Origin of the sequence: Kitasatospora sp. NBC_00240 (assembly GCF_026342405.1) — a bacterium.
In the GTDB taxonomy this organism is placed as follows: domain Bacteria; phylum Actinomycetota; class Actinomycetes; order Streptomycetales; family Streptomycetaceae; genus Kitasatospora.
In genome coordinates, this window is the sequence record NZ_JAPEMU010000002.1 from 132,731 (window position 1) to 152,502 (window position 19,772).

Consider the following 19,772-nt stretch of genomic DNA (forward strand, 5'->3'; position numbering starts at 1 on the left):
GGGCCCGAGCGACTACATGCATGTTAGGTATACAGCTGGGCGCACCAGTCTGTTAAGGGCCTAGGGCCCCCTATTTCAGCCAGGCTTCCGGAGCGCGGCTCACTCACGCGCTACCTAACGGTTATGTATTGGTGGTGCGTCGACTAACGGACGATGTCCCGTAGGTCCCCGGCGAGGCGGGCCAGCCCGTCCGCAGCCGTCCGGCGCCCGCGAAGCACCTCGTAGGCCGACTCGCTGAAGGCCAGGCTCAGCTGCTGGTACTGCGGTATCCCCGGCCGTGCCCCCGCCGACAGGATGGCCCGGCGCAACACGGGCAGGTAGGGGAAGCGGGCCAGCAGGTCCGGATCCGCGTAGAGGTCGGCCCAGACCGGCGGCAGCCCGCCCTCCGCCAGCACCCGGCGTTGAACCTGCCGCCCGGTGAGGTGTGCGATCAGCTCACGGGCCGTGCGCTGATGCCGTGAGAAGCGGCTGACGGCCAGACCGGAACCGCCGAGGACTCCGCTCCCGGGGCCGTGCGGTCCCGGCAGGGGAACGACGCCGAAGCGTCCGGCCACCCCCGAGCCGGATCCCTCCGCAGCCGGATAGACATAGGGCCAGTTGCGTAGGAAGAGCAGACGCCCGCTCTGGAACGCCTCCCGGGACTCCTCCTCCTGGTACTCCAGCGCCTCCTTCGGAATCCAACCCGCGCGCAGCCCGCCGGCCAGGAAATCCAGCCCTGTCCGCGCCTGAGCACTGTCGACCACCACCCCGCCGGATGCGTCGAGCAGGTCACCACCCGCTGAGCGCACCGCCTCCAGTGCGTTGACACTCAGCCCCTCGTACGGGCGCAGTTGGCCGCCGTACCCCGCCAGACCGTGAGCGGGGGCCACGGTCGCGGCCAGTCTCTCCAGCTCGGCCCAGGTGGTCGGCGGGCGAAGGCCGGTGCCAGCCAGGACGTCGCTGCGGTAGTAGAGCATCGCGGCGTTGGCGACGTACGGCACGGCGTACAGCGCTCCCGCGTACCGGCCGGCCGAGAGCACCGGCGGCAGGAAGTGCTCCAGCGGGAACTGCGCCGGGTCGAGCGGAGCGATCCAGCGCTGGGCTGCGAACTCGGCCGTCCAAACCACGTCCAGGTTGAGGACGTCGAACCGGCTGCCACCCCGTCCCAGTTCCCCCGCCAACTGCGCGTGCACCTCGTCGGCGGCCTCCGGCAGCTCGACCAGTTCCGCGGGCTCGCCGGGGTGGGCACGGTTCCAGTCGGCGAGCACGGCGCGCAGGTACCCGGTGGTGTCCCTCCCGGTGGCCAGGGTGACCGGACCGGCTCCGTCCGGGTCGCCGGCCCGCGCCCCGCCGTCCGCGAAAGCAGCCCAGGACAACCCGCCGGCAGCCGCCAGGAGCGACCCGCCGAGCAAGGCCCGTCCGAACTGCCGACGACCCGACTGCCGCCGGTCGTCGCGCACTTCGGCGGCCGGCCGGTTCGACATGGGAACCTCCCGAGCTCTCACAGGCGCCTGGGCACCGGCATTCACGTCTACATATACAACCCGAGCAGCCATGATGGACCCTCCGCCCCGTAATGTGTGCCCGAGGTGTGACCAGCGACCGAGAGGAGGTGGCGTTCCGGTGCGCCTACAGCTGCTGGCGCTGCTGGCCAGGCAGCCCGCCTACGGCTACGAGCTCAAACAGGACCTTGAGCAGACCTTCGGTGCGGCGTACCCTCAGCCGAACATCGGTCAGATCTACGTCACCCTGAACAGGCTGGAGAAGAACGGGCTGATCCGGGGCCGGGAAGTCCCCCAGGACGGCCGGCCCGACAAGAAGGTCTACGAGATCACCGAGGAGGGCACCAGCGAGCTCGCCCAGTGGTTCGCGGCACCCACCGAGGGCCCGCGCGTACGGGACGAGTTCTTCATGAAACTCATCCTGGCCCCCGGCACCGAGCTCGCCGACCAGCTGACTTTGATCAACAACCAGCGTCGACACTGCCTCACGGTCATGCGCGGGCTGAACCGGCTCGCCGGCGAAGACCGCGAGAACAGGGTCTCCCAGCTCCTCATCGAGGGCGCCGTCCTCCATCTGCAGGCTGACCTCGACTGGCTGGAACGCTGTCAGGAGGAGTTGACTTGAAGACCCCCGCACCGCTTCCGCCGCGGGCAGCCGACGACCTTCCCTCCCTGCTGGTCGCAGAAGGCCTCGTCAAGCACCATCTCAGCGGCACGACCGCCGTTCCCGCCGTGCGGGGCGTCGATCTGCGCGTGGACCGGGGCGAGTTCGTGGCCGTCACCGGCCCCTCCGGCGCCGGGAAGTCCACCCTGCTGCACCTGCTCGGCGGCCTGATCAGCCCCGACCAGGGCAGCCTGCGACTCGACGGCCGCCAGGTGGAACAGCTCGGCGAAGCCGACTGGGCGGTGCTCCGGCGCCGCCACTACGGCATCGTCTTCCAGAGCGGCAACCTGCTCTCCAACCTGACCGTCGCCGACAACGTCGAGTTGCCCGCCCTGCTGGCCGGCCTTCCCAGTCGCACCACGCGCACCCGCCGCCGCGAACTGCTGGACGAACTCGGCCTCGCCGACAAGGCGGCCAGCGGTCCCGGCTCCCTCTCCGGCGGCGAACGACAGCGGGTGGCGCTCGCCCGCGCCCTGGTCAACGACCCCGACCTCCTGCTCGCGGACGAACCGACCGGCAACCTCGACAGCCGCAGCACCCGCGAGGTACTCGCCCTGATCGCCCAGTACCACCGACGCGGCCGCACCATCATCCTGGTCACCCACGACGCCCGGGTGGCCAGCAGCGCCGACCGGGTGATCAGCCTGTTCGACGGCCGGATCGTGGACGACTGCCGGGTGGAGGACCCGCCCGAGGGCCACCGGTCCGTCGGCGTCCGCGGCATCATCGAACTCGGCGGCTGACCCGTGCGCACCGCCCTTCGCTGGATACGTGCCGATCTGCGCTCCCACCGGCTGCCCTCCGCCCTGGTCGTGATGGCAACCGCGGGCACCGTGGCCGCACTCCTGCTCGCCGCCATGCTGCTCGGCACCGCCGACCCCTGGCAGCGCCAGTTCCAGCAGGCCCAGGCCCCGCAGGTACGGATCGACACCGGACCGCCGCCCGCCGCGGACCAGGCCGGGGACGACGCCGCCCTCGCCGCGCTCTCCCGACTGCCCGGCGTCACATCCCTCACCCCCCAGCAGCACACGGCGGACGCAACCCTGATCGGCCTACGAAGGCCCGGCTCACCGCCGGAGGCGGGTACGGGCAGCGGCGACCGTCTTCCCCTCGTCCTGCGCGCGGACGTCCCGGGGGCGCCAAGGGCACTGATCACCGAAGGCCGCTGGCTGGACCCGACCGTCCTCAACGGCCTCGTCCTCGAACGCTCCAGCGCCGACGCCGCCTGGGCCCGAAGCGGCGACCAGGTCGCGGTGCTCGGAGCACGAGGTCAGCTCCTCAACCTCCAGGTGATCGGCGTCGCCGACAGCCCCGACCGGATCCGCTACCCGGAAGCCGGCTCGGGCCTCGGCTGGGTACTGCCCGAAACCCTCGACCTGGTCCAGCCCGACCCGGCCGCCCAGGGCCGCACCTTCGGCCTGCACCTCTCCGATCCGGACACCGCCAACTACGCCGCGCAGCGCGCCGTCAACACGATCGGCACCAACCGGGTGACCAAGCTCGCCACCTGGATGGACGCGCGTGCTTCCCGACAGCAGGACGACCAGGTGGTCGGCCTGTTGCTCGGGCTGTGCGGCCTGGCCGCCCTCCTGGCCGCCGCCCTGGCGGTCGCGGGCGCGGCCAGTGGCCGGATCCGCGGCCGGACCGGGGACATCGCGCTGCTCAAGGCGCTCGGCTTCACGCCCGGTCAGATAACGAGGATGTTCACCGGACAACACCTGATGCTGGCCGGCACCGGAGTGCTTCTCGGCGGTACCGCCGCAACCACGGTGGCGCGACTGTGGCCCGCTCTGGCCCACGGACCCGGCGCGCCGTACCGGGCGCTGCCCCTCGGCCTGCCGATCACCGGCACCGTCACCGCGGTGGCGCTGTCCGCCATCGGCCTGGGCGCGGCCCTGCCCGCATACCGGGCGGCCAAGGTGTCACCGGTACCGCCCGCCGACGACGCCCAGTTGGACAGCGGCACTCCGCGCCCCGCCCGCCTCGGGGCACTGCGGCGGCTTCCCCCGGCGCTGGTCCTCGGGCTCGGCAGCGCACTGCGCCACCGCGGGCAGAGCACCGTCACGGTGCTGCGCCTCGCCGTCCCGATAGTCGCCTGCACGCTCGCACTGAGTACCTGGGCCACCCTGGACGTCCTCGCCCAGACCTCCGGCGGCGGCATGACGGCAGCCACGCTCACGGTACGACCGGCCTCCGGCGACAGCACGGAGCAAACCGACGGGCTGCGCCAAGCCCTCGCCACCGACCCGGCCGCCACAGGGGTGTACCCCGGCACGGAACTGGAGGCGCTCGCACCCGGCCAGTCCGCCACGCTCACCCTGCGGGCACTCGGCACCACCGCCCAGCCCTTCCCGTTCGCGGTCGTCGAGGGCCGGGAGATCCAGGCGGCCGACGAGGCGGTGGCCGGGCAGGGCGCGCTGGACCTGCTGAACGCGGGAGTCGGCCAATGGGTCCGGGTGACCACCGCCGGAACTCCGCGCATCCTGCACATCGTCGGTCGCAACGTCGAGCCCGAGCGCGGCGGCCGCGTTCTCTCCACCAGCCTCGACACCCTCGACCGACCCGGCGACGCACCCCACCCCGCCTACTACCGGATGGTGCTGCGCTCCGGCAGCGACCCCGCAGAGGTCCAGCGCGAACTCCCGGGCCGAACCGGCCTCGGCGGACAGCTGGACATCCGGCCCACCCCCGACCCGGCCGCCAGGCTGGCGGTCCTGCGGGTGTCGGTCGTGGGGCTGGTCGTACTGCTGGCCCTGATCGCCCTTGCCGAGATCCTCACGGCCACCGCCGGCGGGCTGCGGGAACACCACCACGACCTCGGGCTGCTGCGTGCCATCGGACTGACCCCCCGTCAGGCCGGCGCGATGATGGCCACCCGGGGCGCCGCGCTCGCGGCGGGCGGAGTGGTACTGGGCACCGCGGTCGGCATACCACTGGCTCGTTGGCTGATCGACCTGCAAGGCCGGGAAGGGGGCATCGGCGAGGGCATCGCCCGTGCTCCGTCGATCGGTTCGCTGCTCGCCCTGGCCGCTGTGACGGCCGTGACGGCTGCCGCGCTCCCCGCGGTGGGGGTCGCCCGCCTGCCCGGTCGGCGCACCGAGCAACGCAGGTGACGCCGGCACCGAACCGGCAGGGCGTGTAACGGATTTCCTGCGTCCTACCGGGCCCCGCCACTGCCGGAGGCGGGTTCCTGTACAGCGAACAGGCCTGCTATCGCTGCTGCACAAGATCCGGGGTCCTCATCGGGAAGACCGGCACAACCATTTCCCCGTACACGTCGAGGGGCTGCCGGCTCGTCGCCAGGATCCGCAGAGGACACTCCCGAGCAATCCTCTCCGCCAGCACCGCACAGTCGTCCACCAGGTGCTCGCAGTTGTCGAGCACCAGCAGGACGCTTCGAGGCCTGAGGTGTTCGACGACTGTCTCGATCGCGGTCCGGGTCGACTGGTCCCGCAGGTCCAGCCGCTCGGCGACCCGGTGAGCCAGGAGTGACGCCTCACGCAGCTCGGCCAGTTCGACGAGGCACACCCCGTCGCCGAAGGCCCGTTGAACGGTCTCGGCAACCCGCCGGGCCAGCCGCGTCTTGCCCACTCCCCCGGGCCCGTGAGAGTCAGCAGATGGGAGGTCGCCAGCAGCTTCGTGACATCGGCAATCTGGCGGCGGCGACGGACGAAGCTGGTGGCATCCGCCGGCAGACGACCGGCACCCCGCTCACATTTGACGCGGACCCGAGAACCATAAAAATAACTCTACGTCCGCAACGAAGCTGGGCAAGCTGCCTGTCCTGCAACGATTTCTGTATTCCCGCAGGCTCCCTCTGGCTACGGTCCGTATCGGTCCTGCTCGGCGTCAGGACGTGCGAGGAGGGTCATCCCGCGCTGATGAGACGCCCGCGCCCATCCACATGCGCCCAGGGTCGGTCCCTCTCTCCACGGTCACACCGTGCCCGGTGCGATCGATCGCCGCCCACAGCACCCCTGCGGGGCACCTCTCACATACTGTCAGTAACCGATCCCTGATCGGATCGACTCAGCTTCATTGGCGCCCGGCTGGGCCCGTACCCGTAGCGCCAGGCACCGGCTGCTCGGCTCCGGGCTGGCCCTCGACCGATCTGCGGCCGACTCCTTTCATACCGACTGAGCTGCGACTTTACTCCCTGCACTACGCTGCATACCCGATCGGCTACCAGGAGCAAGGGGCGTCTCGTAGACCGACCACCACCTAGTACGCACGAACTCAGTAGACACCTACGTAGAACTCTCGATGTGACCGACCGTGTCCAGGGCCGAAAGTAAAGGCAAGAGCTCGAAGCATCACCCAGTCAGCGAGAACAACCACCCCCACACCTCCTGAGGTTGTGATCCCCATGACCAGCACCGGTCAGACCCCTCCCTCGCAGCAGGACTCAGGCTCCGAGCTCGTTCTGCCCCTGGCCCACGACGCCACCGCCCCGTCAATGGCCCGCCACGCAGCCCGAGGCTTTCTCACCGAGTCGGGACTGAACGAGGACGCCGTCTACGACGCCCTGCTGGTCATCTCCGAGATGGCGACCAACGCAGTCGAGCACGCCCTGCCGCCGGTCACCCTCCACGTGCAGCCCGTCCAGAACGACGGACACCCGGCCGTACGCATCGCCGTCACGGACGGCGGGCCGGCTGACGAACCCGGCGAATGGGCCGCCACCGGCACGACCGAGGAGCACGGCCGCGGTTGCACCATCGTCGAAGCTCTGGCGGCGCACAACGGCAGCGACTCGACAGAGGCATCCACTGCCTACTGGGCAACAGTGGAGTCCTGAGAGTCCGTACCCGGTCGCCACTTCTCCCGTCCTGTCATGCAGAGCAGACGTACCGAGCAGGCAGTCCTCACCTCCCACATCCAGGACCTCGGCGCAGGACCGTCCAAGCTTCACCGGCCGCGAGCCGAGCCCTGGCAGGACTCGGCAGCAGGCGTTCTCTCCACACACTGCCACCGCCCCGGGCTTCCAAACCCCCTCCCTCGGGAGGGGAGCCGCCACTTCACCACTCGGGTCACGGGCACACCGGCCCTGGAGTAGCGAGGTTCCGGATCGTCGACGGCACATGCTCGGGACTGCGTAACCCACCCCGCCGCTCGGAACCCATGATGCTCGTCGCCATGCCCGACCTCTTGACATCCTCCTCGTCCTAATGGACGGGGGTTCCTTTCGCGTGGGTCTGTACAGCCACTGACCGGTACAGACCCTTTCGCGTCTGCGGCACGGGCATCTGTGCCGGTCAGGTCGCCGAGGTGGGTTCTCCGTTCAACGGGCCGTGCCTGGCGTGGGATTGCCACGCCAGGTCTTACCGGCCGTGCAGGGGCGTTTGGCCTGTCCGCCTGCCCGGCGGCCAGGATGTTTCGAGCAGCGTTGAGGTCGCGGTCATGCAACACAGCGCACACCGAACAGGCCCACTCGCGCACGGCGAGGGGTTGGGGTCCGTCGCGGTGTCCGCACTGCGAGCTGAGCTGGGAGGACGGGAACGAGGGACGATGCCGATGGTGCGCCCGTATCGGGCGGCCTTGTCTTCGAGCAGCCGCCGAAAGGTGGCCGTCCGGCGTCGTGCACGGGCTTGGCCAGTCGGCCAGGGCCCAGGCCGCGCACGTTCAGGTCCTCCAGGTGGACGGCTTGGTTCTCGCCGATCAACTTGTTCGTCTGCTTGTGCAGCCAGTCGTTGCGGGTGTCGGCCATCTTGGCGTGCGCCTTGGCGGCCTTCCCGTCGGGCCTTCGCCCGGTTCTTGCTCCCTTTTGGCCTTGCGGGACAGTGCCCGCTGCGCGGCCTTGAGCTTCTTCTCGGTCTTGCGGAGGAAGCGCGGGTTGTCGATCACGGTGCCGTCCGGGAGGAGCGCGTACGTGGTCAGACCGAGGGCGATGCCGATCTCGGCATCCAGCCCGGGCAGGTTCTCGGGTTCCACGTCCACGACGAACGAGGCGTAGTACCGGCCCGAAGGGTCCAGCACGACCGTCACCGACGACGGACCGGACGGCAGCGCACGGGACCGCTTCACCCGCACGTCACCGATCTTCGCCAGGTTCAGATTCCCGTTGGACCGCAGGCGGAACCCGTTGCGGGTGAAGCGGAGCGACTGCCGACTGTCCCGCTTCGACTTGAACCGAGGCAGCCCGACCAGTCGTCCCCGGCGCTTGCCGGACACCGAGTCGAAGAAGTTGCGGTACGCGGTGTCCAGGTCACGCAAGGACTGAATCAGGGGATCGGCACCGACCGAGGCAAGCCATGCCCGCTCAGCGGTCTTCTTGCCGCCGTGACGAGCTGCTTCTGCAAGTCCGTGGACTTCGGATACGGCAGTCCGTCCTTACGGACCTGCTTCCGCGCCGCCAAGGCGTCGTTGTACACCACCCGAGCACACCCGAACGTCCGAGCCAGCGCTTGGCGCCGACCCGGCGTCGCATAGATGCGCTAGGAGTACCGGAGATATACAAGATCAACCTACCGGGAGCCACTGACAACCACTCACGTCAGAAATTCCGAAGATCACTCCGCCGCTTCACGGCTCCGAGCCAATCACCCAACCGCCCCGGCCTGAAGACCCGGGCATCCTGGGAGATCAAAGGTGAGCAGCCTCGGAGAATCCACACCGAACCGGTGAGCATGCCACAGGTCAGTCTTCATCCGAGTCTGAATTCTGGTTCCGCCCGACCTGGTGACCCCCGGCAGGGAATTCAAAATGCGGGTTGACGAAATAGAATGAACCGCTGTCCTCGCCGGCACGAAAATTGCCCGATCCGTAACCGGGGATAGGCTGCTCGTCGGCCCCGATAATGAAGGACCGGTCGATACCGCCCTCGAAGGCAACCTCCTCCTCCTCGCGGACGATATGCGGGTAGTCGTCTCCGTAGGTCATCTCGACATCGACCCCCTGCCCCGGCGCATCGATTTCGTAGTGGTACCCCCCGAAACGCCACAGATCATCCCTACGGCTCGTACTGACCCACTGAGAGCGATTGGGGCCGGTCCAGATATGGTCCATCAGGGTGACGTTCGAGTCCGGGATACGCGGTTGAAATCCGGTCTCGAATATTTCGTCGGGATTCCTGGTGTCATTCCTGTACAGCAGATCGTCGTCGTCGCGGACGACGTAGTGCTGATACATTTGAGAGTAGCCGGTATGGTCGTCACCTTCGCTCTCGCTCTCACTCTGGTGGTAATAGGTGTCGGAGCCTCCGCGGAGTCCGGGGCCGGGTGTCATGCCGAGGTTCTTTGCCAGGTTTCTGGCGGACTCCTCGCCGTCCCGGCGGAGAACGAAGGCCACTCGCTGCCTGTCTTCTTCGTGCAAGGCGCGTTCCCGTGTGGTGGCGGGGTCCGTTCCGATGAGGACCGGCGCTGCGACGAGGGGGTCCGTCCGGGACATCAGGTGCTGGTATTCCTGTTCGGGCAGCTTTCCCAGGGTGCGGACGATTGTGTCCATCGGGGGAAGTCCGAGCAGATCGTCGTTCAGTCGTCGATGTTCTGCTGGGTACGGTGTGCCGGCATGCCCGGTCGTGCCCTGGGCCGCAGGCTGCCACGCCGAGCCGTCTTCACGGGGCTCGGGGGCGGGGTGGTGGGTGGTGGGTGGGTGCTGGTCGTGGGGGGTGGCGGTCGGCTGGGTGGGGGTGTCCGATCGGGTGGTGCTGAGCGGTTGGTCGCTGGTCGTGGTGGTGGGTTCCTGCGGTCCGCCGTGCAGCAGGGCCCGCGCAGGGGTGTGGGCCGTGCTCGGCTCGTGCGACTGTGCGGCGGGCGCCGTGGGTAGTGCCTCGCGGGGTCCGGGCAGCGCCTGCTCCCACGCGGGCGGTTCCCGCACCGCGTCCACCGGCCGGGCCGGTGTCTCCACCACCGCATCCGCGGTCACCGCAACCGTCGCAAAGGCCTCCCTCGCTGGCGCACCGTCCACTCGGACACCCGGGCCTGGGGCCACCTCGCGAGGAGCGGCAGAGTCGGGGCCGGCGGCAGTGGAGCGGTCACCGGCAGCCACACTGACGGTTACGCCGTCCACGATCCCGGGTCTGCCGGTGGGCCAGCCGGTGTTCTCCGTGTGGTGCGTGGCAGTGTTGGTGGGCGGGCCGGCGTCCGGGGGTGTGGCCATCGCGCCGACAGGGGTGGTCGGCGCGATGGGGTGGCCGGCACGGGGAATGGAAACGTCCGGTCCGGTGATGTCCCGTGGGGAAGCCGTCTCCCCGGTCGGGTGCGGCGGTACCTCCCGCACACCGGCCGCGGCAGCGGGGGGCGGTGCGGGGGTCGTGATCGTGTCGCTCGTGCGGTCGGCCGGGTCTGTCGGTTCCAGGTGCGTCCACGACCGGGGGCCGCCTGTTGTGGTCGGCCTTTCGGAGATGGTCACTCCGACCTTGCGGGTGGCGACGAAGTCCTCCAACGCGGGCATCTCGTGCGCGCTGACGGGGGCGGCGAGGACGATCTCGCGCGGTAGCGCGGCCGCCGTCCGCGGTGCCCGCTGGAGCGCGCCCCACACCGACTCCAGCTGCCGCACCACCCCGCCGCCCGCCATGCCAGGAGTGCCCACCACCAGAGGCGGACCACCCAGCCCCGCACCCATGCTGCGGACCACGGACGCGAACGCGGCATCCCCCGGCCCGGCGCCGGCCGACTCCGGACGCGCCCACAACGCACCGCCCGACGTCTCCTCCAGCCACAGACCGTCCAGCAGCGAGAAGCCCACCCCCGAGTCCGGGACCGCCTCGGACGGCTCGAACCGCCCCCCGCCGTCGGCTCCCGGCAGCCGCGCCACCAGCGCCGCCAGACCCTCCGGCACCTTCCCCGCCCGCACCCCGCCGTGCCGACCGGCCAACGCCCCCACCACACCCTGCGCGAACGCCTCCGCCGTGTCCGTCACCGGCGCACCCTGCACCGCCCCCAACCCCACACCCGTCACCACACCCGACAACCCCTGCAACCCCATCCGAGCCGGCAGACTCCCCGTCCACACCGGCGCGAACAGCACCTCCCCACCCACCGGCGCCGACCGCCCCGCCCCGACCAACGCACCCCGCACCGCGACCTCCCCCCTCGCCGCCACCGCCCCCACACCCAGACCCACCAGACCCGCCAAAGCCCCCATCCCACCCGACATGAACAACTCCCCCACATCGAAGCGCCCACCGTGACCCCGCGCCAACACAAGCCCCTGCGACAACCCGTCCGCCGACATCATGAACAACGCACCCGCACCCGCCGCCGCCACAGCCCGCACCAACCACACCCCCACCCGCGCCAACAACTCCTGCGCGAACGCCTCCACCGCCGCCAACCACCCCAACGACGCACCACCCGTCAACGGCGCCACCGCCACCGCCCACCCGATCGACGCCGCCAACCACGCAGCAATCACCAAAACCTGGTACTTCGCCTTCTCCACCTGCGCAGCACTCTCCCGCACCCCACCCGCAACACTCCGCGCCGCATCCACGAACGCCCCGATCCCCGAATCCCGAAACACCCGCTCCATCAACGCGTCATGCGCCTGACGCGCATCCCCCTCCCAACCCCGCACACCCACCGACTGCCACACCAAAGCCCGCCCCAGACCCTCCGCATCCACAACAACCCGCTCATACACACCCGCCAACCCCCGCAGAACATCCTCATCCGCCGAAGGCCACACCCCCACCACATACTTCGCAACCACCCGCAACTCCAGCGGAAGATCAAGCGACACCCCACACCCCACCAACCACCCGCACCCCACACAACCCGCCGAAGCCCGACCCCTCGACGCCCCCGCCCCGCCGACAACCAACCTCAAACCACACGCAAGCCACCACACCAAAATCAACCGACGACACGTCAAAAACCCTCAACCGCAATACCAGTTCGACACCAAGCACCCACACCCAACATCACACCGGAGCAGACCATCAAGGCAATAGCAAACAACACCCTACCGACACACCAGGACCCACCAATAGAGCCCCAAGACCCAAAAATCGAGATCGCCCGCCCCACCCCCACCCGCGGGATACCTAAATCAAATTCCGGCGGGCTCAGAAATCAGCCGCCCTGCGACCCACCCCGACCTGCGTGGTCGAGGGACAAATAGAAGCCCTTTCTTTCAGCCTTCGAAGAACTCGGCTCCTTTTTCGGTGCGCGAAGATAGTCGCCCTGATCCCCGCGCATTCCAGGATGTATCCCAACGGGCGTTTTGTACCCCGTCGAGGCCGGACTCCTCCTCGACCGCATATCACCCGGCCCCCGCCCCGTCGTCGGCCCTGACAGGGCGCAATCTCCGCTGTGGCGGTGACTTCCGAAGGGACGCTGCGGGCATGGGTCCATGGGCCCGATTCCGGTGCTTCCTGCCGGTCTCTCCTTACGTTTCGCTCTGTCGGCTCCCTACATTGGACAGCCTCCGGTCCGAAGCCTGGGAACCCGAGCGTTATGGGGCCCGAGGTGAGGTCGGGAACCGTACGACGTTGTCAACCGGTGGAACTCTCCGCCCCCACGAAAGGGTCGACCGAACGGCCGCTTAGAGCGGTACGGCTGTCCGGCCCACCCCACGGCGCGGTCCGCCCGTGGCACGGGAGCCCCCGTGCCCGTTCGCGGCCCGCCCTCCTCCGATCGGAGACGCCATGCGTTCCACTCCTCCCCGTCGCATCGCCGGTATCGCCCTCGCCACCACCGCCGGTGTCGTAGCCCTGGCCGGTCCGGCCTTCGCCCATGTCACCGTGCAGCCCGGCAACGCCCAGCAGGGCGCCTACACCGCGGTGGACTTCCGGGTGCCGAACGAGAGCGACACCGCGAGCACGGTGAAGCTCGAGGTCAACCTGCCGATGGACCACCCGCTGGCCTCGGTCCGCACGCTGCCGCTGCCCGGCTGGACCGCCACGCTGGAGAAGTCCAAGCTCGACAAGCCGATCAAGGTGCACGGCAGCGACGTCAACGAGGCCGTCTCGAAGATCACCTGGACCGCCGACGCCGGCACCAAGATCGCCGCCGGGCAGTTCCAGGAGTTCCGGGTCTCGCTCGGCCCGCTCCCGACCGACACCGAGAGCCTGACCTTCAAGGCGCTGCAGAGCTACGACAACGGCGAGGTCGTCCGCTGGATCGACGAGGCCAAGGAAGGCCAGCCCGAGCCCGCCAAGCCCGCCCCGGTGCTCGCCCTGGCCAAGGCCGCCGCGGCCGCTGGCGCCTCGCCCGGCGCCGATCACGCCGACGCCGAGGCCACCACTTCGCAGGCCATCGCCAAGAGCAGCGACTCCACCGCCCGGTTGCTCGGCGTGGTCGGCATCGTCGTCGGCGTGATCGGCGCCGGCGTCGGCCTCCTCGGCCTGCGCCGCAAGGGCGACAGCGCCGCCTCCTGACCCTCCCCCGGCCCCGGCCGGGAGGTCCCCGCGTCGGCCGGGCCGTACCCACCTCGTACGGCCCGGCCAGTGAGACCAGCGCGCACGATCGGAACCCCGCAATGCCCCGTACCCCCGCCACCCATACCGGCGCAGCCCGCCGCACCGCACCGCACCTACTCGGCGCGGCCGCCGCCGGCCTGGCGAAGGTCTCCAAGGCCAAGAACTCCCCGTACGAGGGGACCGTGCTCGGCAAGCACTTCGACAAGCCCGCACTGGTGCTGGCGGGGAGGACGAGCTGGTCAAGGTGAGCAGTCCCGGGGCATCCTCGGTCACCATGCACCGTTCGACGGAGACCTCGATGGAGAGCGCCGGACCGCTGGCCGTCCCGGCCGGCGGCGCCCTGGAGCTCGCCCGGGGCGGGACGCACCTGATGATCATGGGGTGGTCGAAGCAGCCCGCCCTCGGTGACGTGATCGAACTCGACCTGACCTTCGCCAGGTCCGGCACCATCGCCGTCCGGGTGCCGGTCAAGCCGCTCACCTACCGGCCCGGCCAGCAGGACTCAGGAAACTAGGGGATTCGCCAGATGCCGAAGGCCAGCCACCGCAGGCTCACCGGACTGCTCGGGATTCTCGGCGCGCTGCTCGCGCTGATGGTCGCCGGCGCCGGGCCCGCCTCCGCCCACGCCACACTGCAGTCCACCGACCCGGCGCAGAACTCGGTGGTCGCCACCGCGCCGAGCTTCGTCACGCTGACCTTCAGCGAGAGCGTCTCGCTCTCCGGCGACTCGGTCCGCGTCCTGGACCCGGCCGGCCGGCCCGTCGACTCCGGCAACCCCGGGCACGCCGACGGCCGCGAGAACACCGCCCGGGTCGGCCTGAACAGCGGGCTCGCCGGCGGCACCTACACCGTCGCCTGGCGCGCCGTGTCGGACGACTCGCACCCGGTGGGCGGCGCCTTCACCTTCTCCATCGGCGCCCCCTCGGACACCTCGGTGTCCACCACCGCCCTGCAGCAGGCCAAGGCCGACAGCCTGGTCGCCGCTCTCTACGGCACCGGCCGTACCGTCGCGTACGGCGCCTTCGCGCTGCTGATGGGCGCCGCCGGCTTCGTCCTGCTCTGCTGGCCGGCCGGCGCGGCGGTGCGCACGGTGCAGCGGCTGCTGATGACCGGCTGGGTCGCGCTGCTGCTGTCCACCATCGCGGTCCTGCTGCTGCGCGGGCCGTACGAGCGCGGCTCGGGCCTCGGGCAGGCCTTCGACCTCTCACTGGTGCGCACCACCCTGGACGAGCGGATCGGCACCGCGCTGGCCGCCCGGCTGCTGCTGCTGGCCACCGCCGGCGTCTTCCTCTCCCTGCTGGTCGGCCAGCTCGGCGGCCCGGTGCCGGCGAAGGCCGACGGCGGGACGGACCCGGACACGCGCACGGCGACCGGCAGCGACACTGGCACCGGCACCGGCACCGGCACCGACACCGACGAGGACGCCGACGAGGACGAGCTGCGCCGGCTGGAGGAGCGGGCCGCCGAGCGACCGCAGCGTGAGGCCCGGATCGGTCTCGGGGTGGCCGGGCTGCTGCTGGCGGTCGCGCTCAGCGCCACCTGGGTCGGCGCCGACCACGCCTCGGTGGGCATCCAGGTCTGGCTGGCCCTGCCGTTCGGCATCCTGCACCTGATCGCGATGGCCCTGTGGCTGGGCGGCCTGGCCACCCTGCTGGTCGGGCTGCGGCACGGCCTCGGCGCGGAGACCGCCGACCGCTTCTCGAAGATCGCCTTCGGTTCGGTGGCGGCGCTCACGGTGACCGGGGTCTACCAGTCCTGGCGCGGGCTGGGCAGCTGGAGCGCGCTGGTCGACACCGAGTACGGCCGGCTGCTGCTGATCAAGGTCGGCTGCGTGGGCGCGATGCTCGGGGTGGCCTGGATCTCACGCTCCTGGGTGGCCCGGCTGCGCGCAGCCGACGAGGGCCGGGAGGTCGCCGCCGACGCCGAGCACACCCCGGTGGCCCGGCGGGTCGACGAGGCGGGCGGGACGACCGTGCAGGAGGCGCGGGAGCTGGTGGCCGCCGGCACCGGGAGCGGCGGCGCGGGCGAGGCGGCGGATCCGGACCACCGGGCGCAGCTGGAGCGCCAGCAGGCGGCCGAGCGCAAGGCCGACCGGGAACCGGGGTTCACCCCGGCCAAGGCCGGCCTGCGGCGCTCCGTCCTGGTCGAGGCCGGGGTGGCGGTCGCCGTCCTGGTGGTCACCACGATGCTCACCAACTCCCCGCCCGGCCGGGGTGCCCAGGCCGTCGCGGCCGTCGCGGAACGGCCCGCCGCGTCCGCCCCGGCGGGCGGCGCCGCCGGTGGGGCGCAGGCGCCGCAGACCGTGCCCGGGCAGACCATGGAGCTGAAGCTGCCCTACGACACCGGTGGCCGGACCGCCAACGCCAAGGGCACCGCCACCGTCACCCTCAACCCGGCCAGGGCCGGGGCCAACGAGGTGCACCTCAAGCTGGACGGCCCGGACGGCCGGCCGGTCGAGGTGCCCGAGGTGCAGCTCGCCTTCACCCTGCCGGACCGCGACCTCGGGCCGCTGCCGGTCGCCCTCACCGCGGAGGGCACCGGACGCTGGACGGGCACCGCGCAGCTGCCGCTGGCCGGCAACTGGGTGGTGTCGGTGGCGGTCCGCTCCTCCGACATCGACCAGGCCACCGAGACCAAGTCCCTGAAGATCGGCTGAGCACCATGACCAGCACGACCGACACCGGCTCCCCGCCCGCCGGATCCGGCAATCCGCGATCCGGTACCGCAGGATCCGACTCCCCGGGATCAGGCGGCCCCGGCGGCCTGCCGAGCGCGGCGGGGCCGGCTCAGCACCCGCAAGGTCAAGTCCCCGATGTCCCGCTACAGCGAGCGCCGCCACGACGGCCGCCCTGATCGCAGCCGCACCATCACCGATTTCACCGTCACTGTCCTCGAACCCGGCTCCGAACAGCCGGCTCTGCCCAGGGTCTCCCGCGACGACCGGCACACCGTCCCTGACCAACGTCGACGGCATCGCATTCTCGCCCTACTGCAGGACGACCCGACCCGGCTGTGGAGAGCCGCAGAGATCGCAGCCCGCTTCGGCGACATCCGGCTGGACACCAGTACCGGCAGCTCTCCCGGTGGGCCGACACTGGGCTCATCTCATCCACAAGATCGGCCCCGGTCTCTACGCAGCCACGACCTGGACCTCACCCCCCTTGACATCAGCACAACTCCGTTAATCCCGGCCTTGGGGACACCTCACCCCGATCGCCCGGCTGGAGCTGCGGCACCGCCAGCGCGCCTGCGCCGAGGACCACATCCGCGCCGCCGCGACACCGGCCTGCGCAACCTGCCCCACCACGACGCCGCCCAGAACCAAGGCCGGCTGGAGATCGTCCAGATCGCGCTGGACCTGCTCGCCTGGATGCCCATGCTCGCCCTGACAGGGTCCGCCCGTCGGTGGGAGCCCAAGCGCATGCGGCTACGGCTGTTCTCCGGCGCCGCCCAGCTCGTCATCACCGGCCGCCGTCACCACCTCCGCCTGGCCCGCCACTGGGGCTGGACCGACGTGATCACTGGCGCGTTGGAACGCCTGCATGCTCTGCCAGACCCCGGCCGACCAGCGAACGACCCACCCTGACGAGCAGCCGACCATCTCCGGAGCCGTGGAACCCGGCGCCCACCCGACGCGACAGCCGGGCCACCACCTCCCCGACAAGCCGAAACGGCCCGCCGGAATACTTGAGTGCCAGTGGTCCTCTCAACACCCCAGCTCAGGGGATGCGATGGACTTCGAGATTCGCGATCGCTCGGTCAACCCGGGGGCACGTGCCCTCACGTTGGAGCGGCGGATCTACCTTCAGCTCGTGCAACAGGGCGTGGAGTACAAGGAGGCGGCCCCGATCGTGGGAGTCGACCCGCGGACGGGCCGGAGGTGGCGCAACGGACGCAACGCGTCAGGCGGCACCGTCGCGGCACTGCCGATCGACACGTCAGGGGAGTCACCGAAGCCTTCGGCGACTCCCCTGGCCGGCGCATCCAGGTATCTCCGCGAGGCCGACCGCATCCACATGGCCGACCGGCTGCGAGAGAAGGCCACGGTCCGCGCCACGCTGCCGAATTGGGACGAAGCCCCTCCACGATCAGCCGCGAGATCCGCCGCAATCGACATCCGGTCAACGCCCACTACCGACCCCCTGCCGCCCAGGCCCGCGCTGCCCGCCCGCCGGCCTCGCCCCAAGCCCGGCAAGATCGGCCAGAACAGCGAACTACGGGACTTCATCCAGGACCACCTGACCTTGCGGTGGAGCCCAGAGCAGATCTGCCACATTCTTCGCCTACGGTTTCCCGACCGGCCGGACATGCACGTGACCCACAAGACGGTCTACCAGGCCCTCTACGCCCAGGGCCGTGGAGACCTCCTGCGGGAGCTGACCCGGGCACTGCGGACAGGCCGCGCCCGCCGCCGCCACCGCACGGCAAACAAGCGCCTGCCCCGCGCCGTCCGGGACATGGCCATGATCGGCGAGCGGCCCGCAGAGGCCGCCGACCGCGCGATGCCGCTGCATCTTCCCGCCGGCCACAGCGCAGCCCAAACCCGCAACGCTCTCATCGACATCATGAAGACGCTCCCGCCGCACGTGCGGCGGGAGCGTCTTCACCTGGGACCAGGGCTCGGAGATGGCCACCCACCGTGCGTTCACCATCGCCACCGATGCCCCGTCTACTTCTAACCCGGCGAACCCGTGGCAGCGAGGCTCCGATGAGAACACCAACGGCCTGCTCCGGCAGTACTTCCCCAAGGACACCGACCTGTCCGGACACACCCGCCACGAGCTGGACGCCGTCGCTGCCGAACTCAACAGCCGCCCACGCAAGACGCTCGACCGGGAAACCCCAGCCGAGCGCCTGTCTACTCGCGGCCTGATCAACCGACCCAGTGTTGCCCCTCGAATTCGCCTCAACCGACGGACCGTCACGAAAGATCGAGGTCAGTGAGTACACACGGGTGCGCCTGGCTTTCCGCCGGTTGGGAGGTCTACTCGCACTGCTCGCTGCCGCCACTGTAGCGGTAACCGAGTGTTCGGATAGCCTCGAGCATGCTCGGCGAGGCCTTGATTCCGGCCTTATCGAAGGGCTGCAGGATGTCGCCCGCCGAATTCATCGGGTATCCTGAAGCCGGTTCATAAGTGCTTCCGCAGTGGGTGCCCTGCCACTTATCCCACAGCCGGTCGACGTTGGCGTGGTTGAGGAAGAAGACCGGGTCGTTGGGCGAGACGGATATCTGCATCATGGTTCCCTTGAGCAGCTGCCCATCTGCGGTGAACCCGAGGAGACCCCCAGCCCAGGTATGCGCAGAGTTGTGCATCTTTGGAGGAATACTCAGATCGAACTCCTGCTCCATCACGCCGTCCGCCGAGCAGCTCGTCTTGGTTACTCCGCCCGGAGACCACCCTTCAAGGGCGTTGCGGAAGCTCACACTTGTATCGCTGTCAGTGTTGTAGGGTGCGGCGTCGTAGCGTGGAGCTGCCAGGGCTGCGTTCACGTCGGCCGCTGTCGGCAAGCTCGTGAAAGGAGCCGCTCCCATGTTACGCGTGATGTATTCGGTAGCCGACTCAGTTTCCTGGCCCATCGGATTGATGTTCAATTTCCACTGGCCCTGCCGGAAGGGTCCGGTGGTGACTGCGAAGCCCTTACTCGGGTCACCGTTCCCGCCCATCAGATCGGGTGAGAACACGGCAGCCGTGCTGGCAGGATCGGTCCAGTCCCAGTAAGGCACGGAGATGGACTTGCCGCTGACCTGGTCCAGGGCGCGCTCGAAGAGCCTTAGGTAGAGGCGGTGCCACGGAAGGAAGATGGGCCCGGAGTGACCCATCATCATGGGCATTGCCATCATGGGATCGCTGGGATCGCAGGTCATGAGCGATCTGTGCCACGCTACGAACTGATCGTAGTAGCTCAGATTTGAGTCGTAGGGGGATGGAGTTGCCTTCAATTTCAACAGCGCATCGACGAAATCCTTCTTTTCCTTGGCCGACAGGTCCTTTGCATTCTTGCGCACAAGAACGCCCTTCCCGGAAAGGTCGAACGACGACGGGCCCTCGCTCGCCGACGCGGGTCCGGACGCGGGCAATGCGGAGCCAGCGATCAGCGCAACCGAAGCGGCCAAGAGCAGCAGACGTCGGCGCGCTTGTGTGAGTTCAGGAAACGCACGTCTCATTGACATTGATGGCTCCGTTTCGTGGGCATTTTCACGGCATGCTCCAGTTCCTCGAATGCAATCAGCGTGAGGTTCCCCGAGATGCGGCGGGAGGTGACA

The 19,772-nt window shown here is 69.8% G+C and carries 13 protein-coding genes and 5 pseudogenes; 10 read left to right on the forward strand and 8 right to left on the reverse strand.

What is annotated here, in order from left to right; genetic code table 11:
• Positions 1–143: 143 nt before the first annotated feature.
• Positions 144–1,463 (reverse strand): ABC transporter substrate-binding protein, encoded by a 1,320-nt coding sequence (locus OG689_RS40475; RefSeq protein ID WP_266328016.1) that lies wholly within the window; start codon positions 1,461–1,463, stop codon positions 144–146.
• A gap of 139 nt (positions 1,464–1,602) precedes the next feature.
• Here OG689_RS40475 and OG689_RS40480 point away from each other — a divergent pair, with 139 nt between their 5' ends.
• From OG689_RS40480 to OG689_RS40490, 3 genes are read left to right on the forward strand one after another with little or no spacing between them, the layout of a single operon-like run.
• A complete protein-coding gene (locus OG689_RS40480; protein WP_266328018.1) occupies positions 1,603–2,106 on the forward strand; it encodes a PadR family transcriptional regulator in 504 nt (167 codons plus the stop codon).
• Complete coding sequence (locus tag OG689_RS40485; protein ID WP_266328020.1) at positions 2,103–2,888, forward strand: ABC transporter ATP-binding protein; 786 nt, start codon at positions 2,103–2,105, stop codon at positions 2,886–2,888. The genes OG689_RS40480 and OG689_RS40485 overlap by 4 nt, the downstream gene beginning before the upstream one ends.
• 3 nt (positions 2,889–2,891) lie before the next feature.
• Positions 2,892–5,258, forward strand: a complete 2,367-nt coding sequence (locus OG689_RS40490; RefSeq protein WP_266328022.1) for an ABC transporter permease — start codon at positions 2,892–2,894, stop codon at positions 5,256–5,258.
• Positions 5,259–5,355: 97 nt separating this feature from the next.
• Here OG689_RS40490 and OG689_RS40495 read toward each other — a convergent pair.
• Positions 5,356–5,739, reverse strand: a pseudogene (locus OG689_RS40495) (AAA family ATPase); the annotation flags it as partial.
• Between the two features lie 772 nt (positions 5,740–6,511).
• Between OG689_RS40495 and OG689_RS40500 the strand changes: the two are divergent.
• The gene (locus OG689_RS40500) at positions 6,512–6,943 is read left to right on the forward strand and encodes an ATP-binding protein (RefSeq protein WP_266328024.1); all 432 of its coding nucleotides are present in this window, start codon (positions 6,512–6,514) and stop codon (positions 6,941–6,943) included.
• Positions 6,944–7,053: 110 nt separating this feature from the next.
• Here the strand turns inward: OG689_RS40500 and OG689_RS40505 are convergent.
• The 5 genes and pseudogenes from OG689_RS40505 to OG689_RS40520 all read right to left on the reverse strand — a co-directional run.
• Positions 7,054–7,593: pseudogene (locus OG689_RS40505) on the reverse strand (zinc ribbon domain-containing protein); the annotation flags it as partial.
• Positions 7,544–7,855: pseudogene (locus OG689_RS44965) on the reverse strand (hypothetical protein); the annotation flags it as partial. The pseudogenes OG689_RS40505 and OG689_RS44965, both read right to left, overlap by 50 nt.
• Complete coding sequence (locus OG689_RS40510) at positions 7,804–8,370, reverse strand: transposase (protein ID WP_323189405.1); 567 nt, start codon at positions 8,368–8,370, stop codon at positions 7,804–7,806. The pseudogene OG689_RS44965 and the gene OG689_RS40510, both read right to left, overlap by 52 nt.
• Positions 8,367–8,576: a helix-turn-helix domain-containing protein gene (locus OG689_RS40515; protein WP_323189406.1), complete on the reverse strand. Its 210-nt coding sequence runs from the start codon at positions 8,574–8,576 to the stop codon at positions 8,367–8,369. The genes OG689_RS40510 and OG689_RS40515 overlap by 4 nt, the downstream gene beginning before the upstream one ends.
• Before the next feature lie 205 nt (positions 8,577–8,781).
• Positions 8,782–11,826, reverse strand: coding sequence for a hypothetical protein (locus tag OG689_RS40520; protein WP_266328026.1), 3,045 nt, complete (start codon positions 11,824–11,826; stop codon positions 8,782–8,784).
• A 907-nt stretch (positions 11,827–12,733) separates the two neighbouring features.
• Here OG689_RS40520 and OG689_RS40525 point away from each other — a divergent pair.
• The 6 genes and pseudogenes from OG689_RS40525 to OG689_RS40550 all read left to right on the forward strand — a co-directional run.
• Entirely contained in the window at positions 12,734–13,465 is a 732-nt protein-coding gene (locus OG689_RS40525) for a YcnI family protein (protein ID WP_266328028.1), read from the forward strand.
• A 101-nt stretch (positions 13,466–13,566) separates the two neighbouring features.
• The gene (locus tag OG689_RS40530) at positions 13,567–13,755 is read left to right on the forward strand and encodes a hypothetical protein (RefSeq protein WP_266328030.1); all 189 of its coding nucleotides are present in this window, start codon (positions 13,567–13,569) and stop codon (positions 13,753–13,755) included.
• Between the two features lie 26 nt (positions 13,756–13,781).
• Positions 13,782–14,021, forward strand: a complete 240-nt coding sequence (locus tag OG689_RS40535; RefSeq protein WP_266328032.1) for a copper chaperone PCu(A)C — start codon at positions 13,782–13,784, stop codon at positions 14,019–14,021.
• Positions 14,022–14,033: 12 nt separating this feature from the next.
• Positions 14,034–16,163 (forward strand): FixH family protein, encoded by a 2,130-nt coding sequence (locus OG689_RS40540; protein WP_266328034.1) that lies wholly within the window; start codon positions 14,034–14,036, stop codon positions 16,161–16,163.
• Between the two features lie 553 nt (positions 16,164–16,716).
• Positions 16,717–17,093: pseudogene (locus OG689_RS40545) on the forward strand (transposase); the annotation flags it as partial.
• Positions 17,094–17,238: 145 nt separating this feature from the next.
• Positions 17,239–18,364: pseudogene (locus OG689_RS40550) on the forward strand (IS30 family transposase); the annotation flags it as partial.
• A 127-nt stretch (positions 18,365–18,491) separates the two neighbouring features.
• Here the strand turns inward: OG689_RS40550 and OG689_RS40555 are convergent.
• On the reverse strand, positions 18,492–19,679 hold the full coding sequence (locus tag OG689_RS40555) for a tyrosinase family protein (RefSeq protein ID WP_266328036.1): 1,188 nt from the start codon (positions 19,677–19,679) through the stop codon (positions 18,492–18,494).
• Positions 19,680–19,772 lie beyond the last annotated feature (93 nt).